The organism is Pedobacter hiemivivus, from assembly GCF_004331685.1.
Classification (GTDB): domain Bacteria; phylum Bacteroidota; class Bacteroidia; order Sphingobacteriales; family Sphingobacteriaceae; genus Pedobacter; species Pedobacter hiemivivus.
Genome location: NZ_SJSM01000007.1, coordinates 88,536 through 105,237, shown reverse-complemented (window position 1 = coordinate 105,237; position 16,702 = coordinate 88,536). Strand labels below are relative to the sequence as shown.

At 39.5% G+C, this 16,702-nt stretch carries 16 protein-coding genes and 1 tRNA gene; 5 read left to right on the top strand and 12 right to left on the bottom strand.

What is annotated here, in order from left to right; genetic code table 11:
* Positions 1-12: 12 nt before the first annotated feature.
* Positions 13-3,096: an AsmA family protein gene (locus EZ444_RS13535; RefSeq protein ID WP_165503610.1), complete on the bottom strand. Its 3,084-nt coding sequence runs from the start codon at positions 3,094-3,096 to the stop codon at positions 13-15.
* Between the two features lie 132 nt (positions 3,097-3,228).
* Positions 3,229-3,747, bottom strand: a complete 519-nt coding sequence (locus tag EZ444_RS13530) for a DinB family protein (protein WP_225874728.1) — start codon at positions 3,745-3,747, stop codon at positions 3,229-3,231.
* A 299-nt stretch (positions 3,748-4,046) separates the two neighbouring features.
* Here EZ444_RS13530 and EZ444_RS13525 point away from each other — a divergent pair.
* Positions 4,047-4,120 (top strand) — tRNA-Cys (locus tag EZ444_RS13525).
* Between the two features lie 84 nt (positions 4,121-4,204).
* Here the strand turns inward: EZ444_RS13525 and gloA2 are convergent.
* Positions 4,205-4,588 (bottom strand): SMU1112c/YaeR family gloxylase I-like metalloprotein, encoded by a 384-nt coding sequence (gene gloA2 / locus EZ444_RS13520; RefSeq protein ID WP_131609671.1) that lies wholly within the window; start codon positions 4,586-4,588, stop codon positions 4,205-4,207.
* Positions 4,589-4,648: 60 nt separating this feature from the next.
* Here gloA2 and EZ444_RS13515 point away from each other — a divergent pair, with 60 nt between their 5' ends.
* Positions 4,649-5,041, top strand: a complete 393-nt coding sequence (locus EZ444_RS13515) for a VOC family protein (RefSeq protein ID WP_131609670.1) — start codon at positions 4,649-4,651, stop codon at positions 5,039-5,041.
* Position 5,042: 1 nt separating this feature from the next.
* On the opposite strand, the gene EZ444_RS13510 is transcribed toward EZ444_RS13515, so the two are convergent.
* On the bottom strand, positions 5,043-5,471 hold the full coding sequence (locus EZ444_RS13510; protein ID WP_131609669.1) for an ABC transporter permease: 429 nt from the start codon (positions 5,469-5,471) through the stop codon (positions 5,043-5,045).
* A gap of 95 nt (positions 5,472-5,566) precedes the next feature.
* On the opposite strand from EZ444_RS13510, the gene EZ444_RS13505 reads away from it, so the two are divergent.
* The 3 genes from EZ444_RS13505 to EZ444_RS13495 all read left to right on the top strand — a co-directional run bounded on the left by EZ444_RS13505 (position 5,567) and on the right by EZ444_RS13495 (position 7,394).
* Positions 5,567-6,439 carry an alpha/beta fold hydrolase gene (locus EZ444_RS13505; RefSeq protein ID WP_131609668.1) on the top strand — a complete coding sequence of 291 codons (873 nt, stop codon included), beginning with the start codon at positions 5,567-5,569 and terminating at the stop codon, positions 6,437-6,439.
* A gap of 179 nt (positions 6,440-6,618) precedes the next feature.
* Positions 6,619-6,888 (top strand): hypothetical protein, encoded by a 270-nt coding sequence (locus EZ444_RS13500; protein ID WP_131609667.1) that lies wholly within the window; start codon positions 6,619-6,621, stop codon positions 6,886-6,888.
* 185 nt (positions 6,889-7,073) lie between these two features.
* A complete protein-coding gene (locus EZ444_RS13495; protein WP_131609665.1) occupies positions 7,074-7,394 on the top strand; it encodes a hypothetical protein in 321 nt (106 codons plus the stop codon).
* Between the two features lie 274 nt (positions 7,395-7,668).
* On the opposite strand, the gene EZ444_RS13490 is transcribed toward EZ444_RS13495, so the two are convergent.
* The 8 genes from EZ444_RS13490 to EZ444_RS27760 all read right to left on the bottom strand — a co-directional run bounded on the left by EZ444_RS13490 (position 7,669) and on the right by EZ444_RS27760 (position 16,685).
* The gene (locus EZ444_RS13490; RefSeq protein WP_131609663.1) at positions 7,669-8,685 is read right to left on the bottom strand and encodes a WD40/YVTN/BNR-like repeat-containing protein; all 1,017 of its coding nucleotides are present in this window, start codon (positions 8,683-8,685) and stop codon (positions 7,669-7,671) included.
* Positions 8,686-9,117 (bottom strand): DUF2147 domain-containing protein, encoded by a 432-nt coding sequence (locus EZ444_RS13485; RefSeq protein WP_131609661.1) that lies wholly within the window; start codon positions 9,115-9,117, stop codon positions 8,686-8,688.
* 64 nt (positions 9,118-9,181) lie between these two features.
* The gene (locus EZ444_RS13480; RefSeq protein ID WP_131609659.1) at positions 9,182-9,745 is read right to left on the bottom strand and encodes a DUF3347 domain-containing protein; all 564 of its coding nucleotides are present in this window, start codon (positions 9,743-9,745) and stop codon (positions 9,182-9,184) included.
* 34 nt (positions 9,746-9,779) lie between these two features.
* Complete coding sequence (locus EZ444_RS13475) at positions 9,780-10,997, bottom strand: efflux RND transporter periplasmic adaptor subunit (protein ID WP_131609657.1); 1,218 nt, start codon at positions 10,995-10,997, stop codon at positions 9,780-9,782.
* A gap of 23 nt (positions 10,998-11,020) precedes the next feature.
* Positions 11,021-12,235, bottom strand: coding sequence for an efflux RND transporter periplasmic adaptor subunit (locus tag EZ444_RS13470; protein ID WP_131609655.1), 1,215 nt, complete (start codon positions 12,233-12,235; stop codon positions 11,021-11,023).
* Entirely contained in the window at positions 12,213-13,466 is a 1,254-nt protein-coding gene (locus EZ444_RS13465) for a TolC family protein (RefSeq protein ID WP_131609653.1), read from the bottom strand. The genes EZ444_RS13470 and EZ444_RS13465 overlap by 23 nt, the downstream gene beginning before the upstream one ends.
* On the bottom strand, positions 13,453-15,390 hold the full coding sequence (locus EZ444_RS27765) for an efflux RND transporter permease subunit (protein WP_131609651.1): 1,938 nt from the start codon (positions 15,388-15,390) through the stop codon (positions 13,453-13,455). The genes EZ444_RS13465 and EZ444_RS27765 overlap by 14 nt, the downstream gene beginning before the upstream one ends.
* Complete coding sequence (locus EZ444_RS27760) at positions 15,387-16,685, bottom strand: efflux RND transporter permease subunit (protein WP_131609649.1); 1,299 nt, start codon at positions 16,683-16,685, stop codon at positions 15,387-15,389. The genes EZ444_RS27765 and EZ444_RS27760 overlap by 4 nt, the downstream gene beginning before the upstream one ends.
* Positions 16,686-16,702: the final 17 nt, after the last annotated feature.

Here is a 16,702-nt window from a genome sequence, read left to right as displayed (position 1 = left end):
TTAAAACCTTTACTACTCTGCAGTCTCTTCCAGTTTACCTTCTTTATTACGTTTCAATGCAATCTTAGGCTTATCCTGTGTTCCGGTGATGCTCAATGGAATACCAAACAATCCAAATGGCGGCAATCCTAGTCTACCGCTCATATTTAAACGTCCATCAAAACTCACCTGACCTTCAAAACGAGGTCTAAAACCCGCAACACGCATTTTAAATCTTTCGATATTAATGATATTATTCGCAATAGTACTTTTGATCTGCACCTCAGATACATCCTGATTACTTAAGCTATCTCTTTTAGTAGCCTTACTCACGGCATTCATAAATTTAAAGCCCATCAAACTTACCTTCTTAACAGAAAGTACGCCTTGTCCCTTTAAAGTTGGATAAACTGGCATCATATTTCCATCTAACTTACCAGACAATTGATAATCCAGTCCAACAACCCCTTTAACCTTCGAAGCCGAAGTCGCTAAATCTCTAAACAATTTAATTTCTTTATAAGCCTTTGCAATATCAAATTCCTTTGCAAGTACACGATAATCAAAAGTTGCAGATAAAGGCGTTAAACTTCTATACTTAGCATCCATAGTTACCGCAGCACCAACTAAATTAAATGCAGCCTGATTTAAGTTCAATGTACCATTGTTTAGTACCAGATTACCTTTCGCATTTTTTATATCCAATCCGTTATAATATACGGAACCCGCATTGGCACTTACCGATACATTTAAATTATCAGGAATGATAACCACACCTGTAGCTGCAGTTTTACTTCCTTTAGCGCCCGTACCGCCTCCTTCATTAAAAGCCATCAACTCGTCGACAAATAGCTTTCCACTTTTCAGATTAAAGTTACCCGTCAGCTTCGATTTATCTGTAAGTACGTAGTTAACCACATTACCCAGAAAACCTTCCATACTGAAATCAGACTTACCATAGCTTCCTTTAAAGTGTTCAAACTTCATCTTGTCCTGCTTAAATGAAAACACACCTTTGTTGACCAGGAAAGACTTCGGAAAAAGGTCAGAATTAAAGGTCATTTCCTTAACAATCACTTTTCCCCTATTGTTTAACTTACTATATCGACCAGCCATAGCATCACTTTGCAAGCCGCTAAAAGACACATCAGTAAATATAGATCCTTTTATATCATACCCTTTTACAGCAAACAAACGATACATTTTACCAATATCAATGCTACCCTTTGAGGTAATTTTATACTTAACATTTTCCAGATTCTGTACAGCAGCCTTCAACTCAAAGGGCTGTCCACCCATTTGGAAAGACACGGGTTTAATGTTCAAAATCGTACTCCTTAAACTACCATCTCTATTTGTCAACACTCCATCCACAGAAATCTGCTCTAGCGCCTGATCAAAATGTGCTGTTTTAATTCGTCCATTATTTAACAAAATAGCAGCTTCAGTAACAGGAAATTGTTTTTTTGCCTTGTTATACCCACCCTTGCTCTTCACGTTTAGGTTTAGCTTTCCACTCAGTTCCAAATCTTTCAATGGATAAAACTCTTTGATCTCAGCAAAATTCAGCAAACCATTTAACGCTACATCGATTGGCGTTTTACCAGAAGTCTTTAGCTTGGCAAAGCCTCTGATGTAGTTAGATAAAGCCTGGATATTCAGATTTGTCAATTCAAGTTCAGTGTGTTTATAATCCCCATCTGGATTTGTACCATTGATGTTAAAGCTGATCTTATCTATGGGTGACGTCACCGCAGCATGTTTGAAATAGCCGTCTTTTAACGAACTCACCAATTTAAATTTAGGGATAGTCGCAATTACCGTATCTACTTTCCTAAGTCCAGTACGCACTACTTTTTTAGTATAAGTTCCTTCCGCATGAAAATCCATTGCAAACCGCCCCCTTAGCTGATCCATCTCAAAAATCTTCGCCCACTTCTCTAAATCTATGTTTGCGCGACTTTGTATATATACTTCCGGCGTAACTAATCCTCTCAAATTCAATGTAGCACCAACATAATCCTTACCTATATTAAAATAAAGACTATCCATATTGATATATAAACTATCTGGATTTAAAGATGGGACCTTGGTTTGAAGATTTAAATACAACTTGCTAATCGGTTCCGGCGCCTTTGGATTAGAAATCTCCCCCTCACGTATCTTTAAATTGAATGATAGTGTAGGCATAATCTTCTGACCTGCCAGGTACTTTCCGATTAAAGAAGCCTTTATCTCGGCATAGCCCTTCATATTTGTCCGCTCCATACGCTCAGCAATAGCTGGTGGCATAGCCGAAAAAATATTATGCAGATCGGTTTCTTTAGCCTTTGTCCTAAAATTAATATCATACCCTCCCTCTATGAAAGAGAACTTGCCCACAAAATGAATAGGCAGAGAATTGATCTTCAAATCATTTTCATTGAACATCAAGTCCAAGGAATTAGTATTGATCTTGGTTACCAACCTGGCATTTATCTTTTTATTCAACAAATAAGGTTCATTATTGTAATAAACATCCAATGCCTCAATTTGGGCATTACTAGTCAGATCAAAAATAGCTTTGCTCAAATCGCCCTTTCCAGAATAGTTCAATCCACTGGCACTGATGAGCATCGGTACGGATTGATCCTGATAAATCAGCTTACTTTTACTGATAAATATGCTTTCAATTTTTATAGCTGTGCCGGCAGTATCCTGCTTTGCAGTCGTTGTTGTATCGCTACTTTCATAAACATTGTAATTCGCATTTCCCTTTTCATCCACCTTAATATTAATGACAGACTCATTTAAAAATACTTTATCTATCTTGATCTGCGACGAAAATATAGTACTCAGGTTAACGCCAAACGATAGCTCTTTACTGTATAGCAAGGTATCCTGTTCAAAAGGAGCAGCTCCTTTAAGCATAAACTCATTTAGGCTAAGCGTTAAAGACGGAAAATGCTTAAAAAAAGAAAGGTTAGTACTTTCAAACTTCACCTCACCCTTTATATTTTTATTAATAGCTTTTTGTATTTCTTTAGAAATGGTCTCCGGGAACAAATATGGACCAATGAACAACAGTAGGAATAGCGTAGCGAAAGCTATTCCTGTAATTTTTAAAACTCTCTTCAATTTTATAAAAAATTTAAATCCTTGCAGCAAATGCAAAGATAATTTTTTATTTAACTAAACCACTGCTGCTTAAATTAACTATAACACATTTACAATAGTCAACTTAAGTAGCATATGGCCTCTGCAATTTCATTAATCATACTTCAACGCCGGATAACCCAACAACCTGCGCCATAAAGCAAGCTGGCCAATAATACTAGCCTCCCTATATATCGTAAAAGAAATCATCTCATAATAAGTCATCTTCATCCCTTCCATATCGAACTCGCTATCTAGCTTTGCATCCGAAATGTTTACCAGCGCTTCTCGTGCAATTGGCGTAAACTTTTCCCAGTCATTAATATATTCCGAATTAGTAGGATAAGTAGCCTCATCCATAATCCCTTTATGATCTTTAAACAGCTCTTCTCCCTTTTGTTTAAGCCCAGGATGTGTTTCTGTAGTCATCCAATATCGCTGCTGTACTAGCGCCCCAGTAAGCCAAGCCATGTGATTTGCTTTGGTATTTAAACGGTTATGCATGTCGGCTTCAGTAACCCCATCAATTGCCCGACTAAAAAAGGTGGTTTGCATATCAAATAAGGTAAGCAATCCTTCAGTTCTTGTACTTGCTGTTTTAGTCTCCATAAGACTCGCTGCTTTAGTTTCCATAATTTTATAATTTTAATGGTTAACATTAATCCAAGTCGAATGTTTAACCAATTTGTATTCATAAAATTAAGTATTGTCTATAAGACCTTTACAGGTACAACACGACAATTAAAAGGGGGAATCACGACATAAAAGGTCTTAACCTCAGCCTAATCGACTTAAACCAAGCCAAAAATAAAAATAATCAAACTGATTTACAGCGACTTAAAACATATTATTCAATTTACCAAAATAAAGTCTAGTAAATTTATAGACTTTATATATATTTGCATCAGTAATCGCATAAACGATGAACATATAGTCATGTGGCCGAGTGGTTAGGTAAGGGTCTGCAAAACCTTTGACGGCGGTTCGAATCCGCCCTTGACGTCCAGTACAATTTCTATATTGACTGCATTTAGATGTTTGGTTAGATCTAAGTTTTGTTTAAAGAGCCAGGTTGGATGACCTGGCTTTTTTATTTTTCATAAAATTCTATCGGAAGTTGATCCGGATCAGCAATAAAAGTAAAGCGCTTATCAGTAAACTCATCAATGCGAATAGGCTCCGCTTCTACTCCTTTATTTTTCATCCTGGCAATTACCTCCTCCAGGTCGTCCACTTCAAAAGCCAGATGTCTTAAACCTGCCGCTTCCGGTCGCGATGGCCGCTTTACCGGTTCAGGAAAAGAAAAAAGCTCTATTGCATAAACCCCATTCACCGCCAAATCCAGTTTATAGGATTGCCTTTCCGCTCGGTAGACTTCCCTAATCACAGTGAAGCCTAAGATTTCAGTATAAAAAGCTTTCGAAACTTCATAGTCGCTACAAATAATAGCAATGTGGTGAACCTTATTTATCATTTCACAAAATTCAGATTATTCCACGTAAATTTATAATACTATAATCTAAATATTAAAAACATGAATCAAAATGTAATCTGCTGGTTTGAAATCTATGTTAGAGACATGGAAAGAGCTAAGAAATTCTACAGTACTGTTTTGGGAACACAATTTAGAGATATGGCGGATCCTAGTGCGGAATCTGGGGGAATGAAAATGTCATTTTTCTCTGCCCCTGAAAACCAAGGCGTGTCGGGTGCTTTAATTGAAATGGCCGGGACAAAGGATGGGGATGGCGCATGTGTCAACACCATGGTCTATTTTCCATGTGAAGATTGTAGTGTTGAAGAAAGCCGTATAGCTGATGCAGGCGGACAGGTCGACAAGTCCAAATTCTCTATTGGTGAATTTGGGTTTATCTCCATATGCGTAGATACAGAAGGCAATCATTTCGGATTGTTTTCCATGACCTAGGTCAACTCCTTTTTTTATAATTCAATACTGCCCAGGTATTGAACACTAATGCGAATATCGCCATGATCCCCATCTGGGGCAGTATATCTTTAAAGCCACTTCCTTTAAGGATAACCATGCGCATTACTTCGATTAGGTAGCTGACAGGATTAAACTTTGTGATGAACTTTGCCCAATCAGGCATACTATCGATAGCCGTAAACAAACCACCCATCAAAATAAAAATCATCATAAAGAAAAACATCACAAACATGGCTTGCTGCTGGGTATCGCAAAAAGTAGAGATCAGCAAGCCAAACCCCAAAATAGCCAGCAGAAAAATAGATGCAAAGCAGTACAAAACCAGCAAATTACCCACAGGAACAATACCATAAATTAATCGGGCCACCAATAGTCCCAACGTAAATACGACATTCTTTACTGCCAACATCCATATCCTATGGCTAAATTACTTTTTGAAATAAGTTGACAAACAGCATACACAGTAATCGGTAACTTTGAAACGGCATACTAATTTTCTTCCTAATGAAAAAGCTTAAACAAATCATCACTCAACTTCAATCTATTTCTACGGATGCATTAGGTAAACCAGACGACTTACTTTGGCAGTACCTCTTCTATTCACCTAAAATGCCGTTACGACTTGGACAGGAACAATTGCTTCAAAGTGCCGAAAAAATTAGCCTGAAAGTCAATAATGAATACTTTGGACAGGAAGAACTAACATTCCATACTTTTAGATGGGGAAAGGGAACCCGTAAATTGTTGCTTACCCATGGATGGGGATCGAAAGCCGCCGATTTTAGTGAATTTATTACAGCCTTAAATAAAATAGATAACCTTGAGATCATTGCTTTTGATGCTCCAGGTAATGGTAGTTCCGAAGGAGACCTATCAAGTTTACCATTATATGTGCAAGCGGTCAAAGCAGTTGTTCAACAATATGGTAAACCAGATGTACTGGTTGGGCACTCACTGGGTGCTATGGCTAATGTTATTGCATTGCGAGAAATGCAAATATCGCCAACCCTGCTAATTAGTCTTACACCACTTATAAAATTAAAAGAGAATTTTGACGCTAGCATGGATGCTGTAAATATTGCTCAGACCAGTAAAATAGCATTTTTTGAGAGTTTAACAAAAATGTTCAATGTTCCGGCATCTTACTTTTCACTTGGTAATTGGCATGACGCTGGACTGCAGTTAAATCATCGTTTAATGTACGATTCAAACGATCAGATCTCTCCTTACCTATATCTGAAAGCGTTCTTAGATAACCATCCATCTGTCAAAGCGCACAATTATGAAGATGTTGGTCACGAAAAGATATTGAAATCAACTGTAGTTATTGAAGATGTAGTTGAGGCAGTAAATTCAGCTTTCGAGATCCAACTTTAATTTCATCAATTTTTGTATCTCTTACATATGTTTATTATTAAATCGGGCACTCTACTTCGAATATAATTAATACATTAAACATATAATTAACAATAAAGAATATTAAGCACTTTTAATTGCTGTAATTTTATTTTTTATATTAAATAAACCTATAGATCTTTGCCTTACTAATTTATAGTATGCAAGAAGAAACCAATGAGGCAATACCTGCTCTTAAAGGGAAAAAGAAGGCAGATTTAAAACACAGGAAAAAGAATGACATCTTATTAAAGAGTGCGATAGAAGATCACTTTGCAGATGCGCTTCGCTTTTTTTATGAAGATGCAGATGAAAGATTTGATATGGCGAGAGGCTTTGAAAGCCTAAATAAGGGGCTACATGAAATCCACCCACAATTAAGCAGAAAAGGCGGCAGTCGCGAGGCAGTACAATTATCGTTTATCCGATAAATATGAAATGCCAATTGCGTCTTTGGCATTATTACTGGTTTAAAAGATCAGCTACAACTCAATGAGCATAAAACCAATCTACTAGGAACAGAGTTAACTTTTAAATACAAAACCTATCAAATCTCTGATCATAGCGAAGATGAACTGCTTAATATGGAAAGCCCATTTGCAAGTTTCTGTATTTCATGGATAAACTTATTCCAATTCAAAACCAACAATTAAATAATAAATTTCAACAAGAACTTAGAAAATTAACAGGAGGAAAAGTCACTATGGGTATTATAGAAGCTATAAAAATGATTAGTCATGAAGAAGGGGTACATGAGGGGCTAGAAAAAAAGAGCCACGAAGTTGTCGAAAATCTAATTTCACAATTAGGTTTAACCAATAAGCAGACGGCAAACATTGCCAATGTGTCCATATCATTTGTAAGAAATATACGTAAAGAAATAGAAGCCAAAAAACAACAAAATACGCCTGCAACAGGTATCGTTAATAGACAATAAAAAACCAACAAATAAGAAATAAATCAACAAAAAGATTAATTAAAGTAACAAATAGTAACAGTCCAACATCGAACAGCCACCTTGCTGCTACCCCTATTTACCCGGACATTACTCGGACATTACCCGGACGTTACCCGGACACTACGCGGGTTGGGCCGAGTAGTGTCCGTTTAACTACTGGTTAATACCCGGGTATTAGCGGCCGATTGAGCAAACGCTATCCTAGCCCAGATAAAATCTGGGTTACCATAATCACAATAAAAGTTGATTTAAACTACTGAGAAACGACTTTATAGATAAAGCCTTTATTGCCGGCTAGCAATACCAAATTGCCTTTTTTAGATTTTTGCACCACATTAAAGCCCAGATCAGAAATATTGTACCATTTCAACCCGCCATCCTGCGAAATATCAGTCCCAGAACTGCCTGTTGCCAGTAAAACTTTAGCATTTAGATAAGCTACACCGGAGCGGTAACCACTAACAGGTGTAATCGGCTTTTTCCAGGTCCTCCCAGCATCGCTGGTCAGTAAAACATTATTGGAGTTATCCTTATCTTTCAGATAATTCCCACCAACAACTACACCTTTGTTTTTGTTATAAAATGCCATAGAGAAAGTTCCGGTGCTAGATTCCCCCTGGACAATCGGACAAGGAAACCGTTTCCAGGTATAAGCATAGTTATCAGAAAAATAAATATTAGCCACCGCACCACCAGTAGCAACCCAGGTTCTACCAGCTGGCAAAGTCTTAATTGTTGTTCCACTCGCAGCAAACCCAGCTTCACCTACAGTCATATCCAATGTCAGATTAGCCGAAATATCATTCCAGCTCTGTCCACCATCCTTTGTCCGCAACAATTGCATTTTATGCAAAATGGGATCACCAAAGATGATCCCATTTTTTGCATCCCAGAAATCCATTCCATCTAAAAATATGGCCGAATCCAGGTTTTTATAACGTTCCGTCCATGTTTTACCACCATCGATGGTCAACAAAACATAGGCTGGCGAACCCGCATTTACAACGATTGCTTTCTGTTCATCAAAAGCCTCAATATCTCTGAAATCTAATTTTTCATAGCCCATAGGTTGTGTCCATTGCCAGGTTTTACCCCCATCAATAGTTTTACCGATATGCCCATTGCTTCCACTTACCCATGCCACCTCTCCCGAAACGACAGACATTCCTCTTATGCTCGTATTCGTGCCCGTTGTTAAGGGTATCAATTTATAAGTTTGTGCAAAACTGATAAATGGTAAAAAAGCAAGCCAGTAAATTAGATATTTCATTTATTTAAATCTTTTCCAAACTTCCGTTCTACCAATCAAAGAGAAGCCAATATAACCTCTCATATGTAACTCATTATTACCCTTCAGGGCCATGTTACACTTATAGGTCTTACCAGATTTGGGATCATAAATGGCCCCACCGGTCCATTTTCCATCATCGAAGCTGAAGTTCTTTAAAATCTCCAAACCTATAATAGGTTTAGATCTTAAATTCTCTTCCGGATTTTTCACGTCTGTTTTAGTCTCCCCCTTTTCAGTTTTAGGGTCTTTTAGCCAGACAATCTTACCGAAGTACTTATCACCCTTTTTGGTAATATCGATATGTGCCTCACCTAATGAGTTAGTCCATGTTCCGACAACGGCATCTTTGGCCTGGGCAAAGCCCATTAAGGAAATTGCTGTAAAGAGCAATATAAATGTTAAATGCTTCATAGGTATAATTAGTATTTAATTAAAGATACTAAATATACCTATGAAGCATATTAATCAAAAAAAATTATTTGATCGTTTCTTTTACCTCACCGCAGGTTAACATACTATCTCCGAAATAAGGATTTTTGATGTCTTTTTGATTACTTAACCAAGATGCACCTTTGTCATTTAAAGCCATTGGGCAATACTCCACATAGAGCTCACCTGAAGTTAAACCAGAGTTTTTTACCTTGGCTATAAAATCATTGCTTAGATCCGAAAATACCGTTCTTTGCACCTCAATATCTGCAGCAGCACCTATTTTAGCCGCCAATGCAGTCAACCCACTACCATTACTCAATTCTTTTGAGCCCAATTCAATAGCATTCGCTGCAACTTTTGCCTCAGCCATATCACCATTTACAAGCGCAACAGTCAAATGAGTATAATGTTGATATACCGCATTCAATTTATCGTCTTTTAAGCTCACTCTAGCTACCGTTTTTTCAACTGCTACACCATGACCTTCGCCCGGCGCATGATTGTGTCCAGCATGAGGATCTGATTCAGCAGATTTTTGTGTATTTCCACATGCAGCAAATAGCGTTACAGCAGCTATAGTAATTACGAAATTGGTTACTGTTCTCATCTTTCTGTTTTTTTATGATTAATATTTAAGATTTCTATTTAAGCCCTTCAACAGGGTTTTTCCCTTTTTTAAGAATGTATTCGCTATACAAAAGGTATGCTCCGGTTACCACTACCTGATCTCCATTTGTCAAGCCTTCCGAAATTTCTACCTGATTATCGTTTTCTGTTCCAGTTTTCACCAATCGTGGTTCAAAGCTGTCTTTTCCAGTTTTAATCCATACATGCATTCCTTTTCCGTCTCTAATCACGGCATCTACAGGTAGTGTCAGCATCTTGCTTTTATTTCCTAAAGGAAGAAAAACGTTAGCTTGCAGACCGGGTTGCCATTGATTTCCAGGATTAGGAATACTACCCCTAATTTGTGTAAGCTGGGTACCCGACTGCAAAGAAGGGGTAATAAAGCTAATGGTCATTTCCTGCGGTTGATCTTCCCAACCTGCCACAACAACCCTTACCTTCTGACCCTGCTTAATTTTAGCCGCTTCGCTTGAATAAACATCCGCTTCAACCCATAGTTGTCCATAACCTTCCAACCTTAATATGGGGTTACCCTCCGTTACATATTGTCCTTGTGTCACCGATAATTCGGCTACCACACCACTTTCAGCTGCATAAAACACAACATAAGGATCTTTCTTCTGCGTCTTTACCAATTGTTGCACCTGACTTTCAGATTGTCCGTACAGCAATAACTTTTGCTTCGCAGAAGCTACAATCTGGCGTTCTATTTTATCCCCTTGAAACTGTTTTTCCTGAGCTACTGCCATCAGATACTCCTGTTGCAAAGTCGCCAATTGCTCAGAATATAACTTATACAAAGGTTGTCCCTTGTTCACCTTTACGCCAGTCTCACGAACATACAATTGCTCAATCCTACCTGCAATACGGCTAGAGATATAGCTGCTTTGTTCCGGATTAACGGTCAACCTTCCATTAAGCTCCTTACCCCCCGACAAGATATTTTCGCCAATCATAATGGTGGTTATATTTGCCAACGCCTGACGTTTCGTGTCTACTTTAAGGGCTTTATCGTCGCTATTCTTTTCGAAAGGCACCAAATCCATCCCGCAAATGGGACAAGTACCCATCTCATGTTTAATGATTTGTGGGTGCATCGGACAGGTAAAAGTCTGCTGTTTAGCTTTAACGGCTCCAGCTTCCGGCTTTTTCTCGTTACTGCAGGCAGCAATAAATACTGATGGAAGTATGGCCATTAAAGCCATTCTTTTTATAAATAATTTCCGTTCCATTTCTTTAATCTAACCGTTTACAATCATTTTAATTGCGCTTTGATGAAGCTTTCACTATCTACCAGGTAAGCTGCATTTTGGCTGATCTCCCAATTGCTGATATCCTCTTTAATTTGCACCATTCCGGCTATGGTTATTCCAGCCTTTACCGACTTCGGAAGCACCACATTACCTTCCTTTTTAAAAACTACCGTCTTATTCCCTAAGGATAATACAGCAGATTCGGGCAACCACCATGACGCAGCAAGCAACACCGGGATTCTAGCGGTAAGTAGCTCACCTACTCTAAAATTAGGTTTGTTAAGATATATTCTGGCGATGGTAAAGTTTTCCCCATCCTTAAAAATAGGCTGAATCATGCCAATCGTGGCAGTCTGGATAGTACTTTTATCAGCCGTTTTGTAAAACGAAAACTTATCACCTTGCTTAACCAATGATGCCAAAGATGGCTTAAATGAAAATTCAGCAACCAGCTTATCAGCATTATAAATGGTAAAAAGCGACTGACCAGCACTCACATATTGACCTTCGCGCAACATCACCGGTATATTTACCGGAGCTGCAGCAGCTGCAAGCGCGGCTGAAGCTCCAGATGACGCCCCCATCCCGCTCATACCATCTCCACCAGCAGCAGGTGCAGCAGCCGAAGGAGCAGCACTAGGTGTAGCAGCGGCAGATTTTTCTAGGATGTACCCGTCCGCATTGCTATATACAGGAATCCGATAATTTACCTTCCCTGTTTTTAACACTTGATTAATACCAGATGCACTCATCCCCAATAGCATTAAACGCTGTTTTGCTCTGTCCAATAAAGTAAGATCAGTCTCTGATCTCTTCAAAAAAAGTAATTCCTGTTGCGCAGCAGCTAAATCCGGAGAATAAACTTCCATAATTAACTGTCCCTTTTTAACCGGCTGATAATTGTATTTGATAAACAAACGCTCTATCCTTCCGCTTACCCGACTAGCTACACTATTTTGATTACGGGTATCATAATTGATAACCCCCTGTGCCTCTTCCGTAAATATTTTAGTACCGTAATCGGCCTTAATTACTGGTAATGTAGACACCACCTGCTCATTTGAAGGTTTTAGCAAATGAGAAAGGTTACTGTCAATCTTCACCACTCCCGGATCTTCGTGCGCAGTGTTCTGATCTTTTTTACGCCCAGTACAAGCACTCATCACCAGTACACCGATCATCAGCGCCGCAGCCTTAACGATATAGTTCTTTCTCATAATCGGCAATCATTAAATAAAGTTTCAATTTCTCGTCCAATACATTACTCTGCATCATGGTCAATGCTTCCCAGGAGTCAATAACTTCTGGCAGCTCCATCTTATTCTCCCTGTAGCTTAAAAAGTTAACATCCAGTGTTTTTTGCAGACTAGGAATAATTTTATCTTCCATCGCATCAATCCGTTTTTGCATAGACTGAATTTCGAACTGCATACCGTACAACATACCCTGCGTTTCCTGCAACATAGCCGCTTTCTCTTTGCCCATAGCCTCCACTTCGTACTGCATGCCTTTCACTTCCGATTTATACATTTTCGAAGACCATGGCGCGATTGGGATACTGACCATTCCCATAATGCTATAAGCTTTAGGCATCATTTTAGTTAAGGGCGACATGTGATCAAACCTCAATTTAAAATCCGGTCTGCTTTGTTTTTTCATGGCCTCAATATTCAGCTGCATAGATTGGATACTATAATCCATTTTCTTGATGTCGTTTCTAGCCATGGCCAAACTTGCTGTATCAATAGAAGGAGCTGGCACAAAAGTGGGTCTATAAGTCGTATCAATAGCAAAGGCTGAATTTCCCTTCATATTCATCAAACTGCTTAACCAGGCACGCGCTCTGGCAATATCCCCCTCCTGCATGGTGATCATGTTGCGGTTCTCTTCCAGCTTGGCAGCCGTTTTGTAAACACTACCCAATTTCGACTGGTTGTAAGGATACCTGATCTCTTCAATCTTTTTCATGGTCTCCATGATCTTCTGGTTTTTCTCCAGTATGCCGATCTTTTGCTGTGCAACCAACCAGCCAAAATACAAGCGCTTCGCCTGTGCTTTATATTCGTTTAAAGTCACACCACGCGTTTCGTTTTCAACCTTACCTTTCGATTCGATAAATCGCTTATTCGCGTTTAGCTTCACCGGATTAGGGATATCTTGTTCCAGTTGCACCATTATAGATCCTTTATCACTTTCATCCATAACCATCTGACCAGGATAGGGAGTCATAAAAGTACCTACCCCTACCATTGGCGCCATCCAAGCCGTCGCCGCTTTAGCGGTATGCTTATAACTCTCCGCCTTTAAACCATACGATTGTAGCAAAATGTTATTTTTATCTATTCTTTGCAAAACGGTATCCAGTGTAAGCACCGGACTTTTTTGCTGTGCCGAAGCTGCAAATGGCAACAACAGCAGTACAGCTAATATTCTCTTAATGTTGTACATCGTGCACCTCCAATTTTCCATATTTCCTCAATTCATATTCTTTCGACATTAAAAAGATCAATGGGGTAACCAACAGAATGTGTGTAGACGAAGTCAGCACACCACCAATCATTGGCAGTATAATCGGCTGCATTACATCCACCCCTACTCCCGAGGCCCATAATATGGGTACCAATCCAAATAGCGACACACAAACGGTCATCAATTTTGGTCTTAATCTTTTCGCTGCACCATGAACTACATATTCTCTCAAATCCTCTTTTGTGATGGTCTCACTCGAATTTCCTTTCAGCTTAATCAACTGCTGCATGGCATCATTTAGATAAATCACCATCACAATACCCGTCTCTACGGCAATCCCAAACAGGGCAATAAAGCCTACGGCTACACCAACGGAGAGGTTTACACCCCAGAAATAAATCATGTAAGCACCACCGATTAAAGCAAAAGGAACTGTAATCAGACTTAAAAACGCCTCTCTAACAGAGTGGAAAGCGAAATATAAAGAGAAGAAAATGATCACTAAAACTACTGGCGCAATCCACATCAGCGTTTGTTTACCACGGATCAGATTTTCGTACTGACCGCTCCATTCCAGGAAGTAACCTTCAGGAAGTACGCCCTTTTCTTTATTCAACTTCTCCATCGCATCCTTCACGGTGCTACCTAAATCCCTGTCGCGCACATTAAACATCACTGCACCACGCAAAATAGCATTGTCAGAACTGATCATTGGCGGACCATCTTCAAATTTCACATCAGCTACTGCCGATAAAGGCACTTCGCCAAAGGTGGCCGACTGGATAGGAATACGTTGAATGCGTTCTACACTATTGCGATATTCCTGAGCCAAACGTACACTGATAGAAAAACGTTGTCTACCCTCAATGGTGTTCCCAATGGTAGCTCCCCCCAGGGCGCTTTCTACCACCTGATTTACATCATCTACATTTAAGCCATAACGTGCCAATTCTGCTCTTTTCACATCAATAGAAAGGTATTTTCCACCAGTAATCGGCTCCACAAATAAGTCGCTTACCCCTGGTGTACCTTCTAGTGCTGCTTTAACCTTTTCAGATACCGCAGCAATGGTATCCAGATTCTGGCCAAATACCTTTATCCCCACATCGGTACGGATTCCGGTAGCCAACATATTGATCCGGTTGATGATCGGTTGTGTCCAACCATTTACCACACCCGGAATCTGTAATTTAGCATCCAGTTCATTTACAATGTCCTTTTTGGTGATGCCTTTACGCCATTCGCTTTTCGGCTTTAGGGTAATGATTGTCTCGATCATACTGATCGGCGAGTTATCAGTCGCCGTATTGGCCCTACCCGCTTTTCCTAAAACCTTATCTACTTCAGGTACCGACTTAATAATCTTGTCCTGCACCTGTAAAATCCGTTTTGCTTCTGCATTAGATACATCGGGAAGCGTTACTGGCATAAACAAAATACTTTGCTCATCCAGTGGTGGTATAAACTCTGTACCCAAATTTTTAAGTAATGGAATGGTAATCAACAAGGCAATTACATTAATCGCAATCGTTGTTTTTCTCCATTTCAATACCGTTCTGATCACCGGCTCATAAACCTTTTCCAACACCCTATTTACTGGGTTCGCATTGTCCGGTTTAAACTTCCCTTTCATAAAGAAAGAGATCAATACCGGAGCCAGCGTAATGACCAACAAAGCATCTACAATCATGATGAATGTCTTGGTGTAGGCTAGCGGGTGGAACAATTTACCCTCTTGTCCGGTTAACATAAATACCGGTAAAAACGAAGTAATGATGATGACTGTTGCGAAGAACACCCCTCTTGAAACCTGCTTACTGGATTTGGTGATCACCGCAAGGCGATCTTCTTCACTAATCCAATCCGGAGATTTTTTAAATATATTTTTAAACCACTTGATCATGATGTTGTCGTTTTATTTTGATCCTTTTCCCACAATTCGTATCGCTCTGACAGGTGTTTATAAGCATTTTCACTCATGATAATCCCATTATCCACAATTACCCCGATAGCCAGTGCAATACCGGTTAGCGACATAATGTTAGACGAGATACCAAAAGCATTGAGCAGAATAAAACTGGCCGCAATGGTAATCGGTATTTGTATAATGATGCTCAGTGCACTGCGCCAATGAAACAGGAAGACAAATACAATGAGTGATACCACGATCATCTCTTCAATCAGCGTGTTTTTTATGGAGTCTATCGATTCTTTAATCAACTCGCCCCTGTCGTACACAATATCAAACTTCACCCCTTTAGGCAGTCCTTTCGATACCTCCACCATTTTGGCTTTTACCCGATCTATCACCTCGGCAGCATTCTCGCCGTAACGCATCACTACAATACCACCGGCACGTTCGCCTTCACCATCCTGATCAAATATCCCCAAGCGGGTTTCTCCGGTCATTTGCACCGTCGCCAGGTCTGATATCTTTATCGGCGTACCATTCTGATTTTTAACAGGAATATTGGAAATCTCTTCTAATGATTTAAGGTAACCAGAAGTCTTAATGATATAACCCATATCACTCATTTCGAACTTTCGTCCGCCCGATTCGTTGTTGTTGCTCCTAACCGCAGCAATTACCTGTGGCACGCTGAGCTTATAATACAGCAATTTATTGGGATCTATGTTGATCTGGTATTGTTTTTGGAAACCACCAAAAGAAGCAATCTCACTTACACCCGGCACATTTTGCAAGGCAAACTTCACATACCAATCTTGTATGGCACGTTGCTCGCCCAGATCCATATTCGGGGCATCGAGCGTATACCAAAGTACGTGGCCGACACCCGTTCCATCAGGCCCTAGTTGTGGAGCTACTCCTTCGGGTAAGGTTTTGGATATGGTACTAATCCGTTCCATTACCCGCTCACGCGCCCAGTATACATCTACATCATCTTCAAAGATTACGTAAATGAAACTCATACCGAACATGGATGAGCCCCTTACATACTTGATTTTAGGAATCCCCTGCAGGTTAGTGACCAATGGATAGGTAACCTGATCCTCTATTAATTGTGGTGATCTACCCATCCATTCTGTAAATACAATCACCTGGTTTTCTGAAAGATCAGGAATTGCATCTATCGGATTCTTTTGTACGGAAAATACGCCCCATACAAATAAACCGGCAGAAAGTATCAGCACAATAAACCTATTGCGCATCGACCATTCTATAATTTTATGTACCATTTATAATAACCCTCTTT

Excerpts from the sequence above, each read along its gene's own strand:
- gloA2 (WP_131609671.1), bottom strand. The coding sequence starts at position 4,588 with ATGATAAATAAGGTTCACCACATTGCTATTATTTGTAGCGACTATGAA.
- EZ444_RS13495 (WP_131609665.1), top strand. The coding sequence starts at position 7,074 with ATGGATAAACTTATTCCAATTCAAAACCAACAATTAAATAATAAATTT.
- EZ444_RS13530 (WP_225874728.1), bottom strand. The coding sequence starts at position 3,747 with ATGGAAACTAAAGCAGCGAGTCTTATGGAGACTAAAACAGCAAGTACA.
- EZ444_RS13480 (WP_131609659.1), bottom strand. The coding sequence starts at position 9,745 with ATGAGAACAGTAACCAATTTCGTAATTACTATAGCTGCTGTAACGCTA.
- EZ444_RS13510 (WP_131609669.1), bottom strand. The coding sequence starts at position 5,471 with ATGTTGGCAGTAAAGAATGTCGTATTTACGTTGGGACTATTGGTGGCC.
- EZ444_RS13505 (WP_131609668.1), top strand. The coding sequence starts at position 5,567 with ATGAAAAAGCTTAAACAAATCATCACTCAACTTCAATCTATTTCTACG.
- EZ444_RS13490 (WP_131609663.1), bottom strand. The coding sequence starts at position 8,685 with ATGAAATATCTAATTTACTGGCTTGCTTTTTTACCATTTATCAGTTTT.
- EZ444_RS27765 (WP_131609651.1), bottom strand. The coding sequence starts at position 15,390 with ATGATCAAGTGGTTTAAAAATATATTTAAAAAATCTCCGGATTGGATT.
- EZ444_RS13475 (WP_131609657.1), bottom strand. The coding sequence starts at position 10,997 with ATGGAACGGAAATTATTTATAAAAAGAATGGCTTTAATGGCCATACTT.
- EZ444_RS13470 (WP_131609655.1), bottom strand. The coding sequence starts at position 12,235 with ATGAGAAAGAACTATATCGTTAAGGCTGCGGCGCTGATGATCGGTGTA.
- EZ444_RS13500 (WP_131609667.1), top strand. The coding sequence starts at position 6,619 with ATGCAAGAAGAAACCAATGAGGCAATACCTGCTCTTAAAGGGAAAAAG.
- EZ444_RS13515 (WP_131609670.1), top strand. The coding sequence starts at position 4,649 with ATGAATCAAAATGTAATCTGCTGGTTTGAAATCTATGTTAGAGACATG.
- EZ444_RS13465 (WP_131609653.1), bottom strand. The coding sequence starts at position 13,466 with ATGTACAACATTAAGAGAATATTAGCTGTACTGCTGTTGTTGCCATTT.
- EZ444_RS13485 (WP_131609661.1), bottom strand. The coding sequence starts at position 9,117 with ATGAAGCATTTAACATTTATATTGCTCTTTACAGCAATTTCCTTAATG.
- EZ444_RS27760 (WP_131609649.1), bottom strand. The coding sequence starts at position 16,685 with ATGGTACATAAAATTATAGAATGGTCGATGCGCAATAGGTTTATTGTG.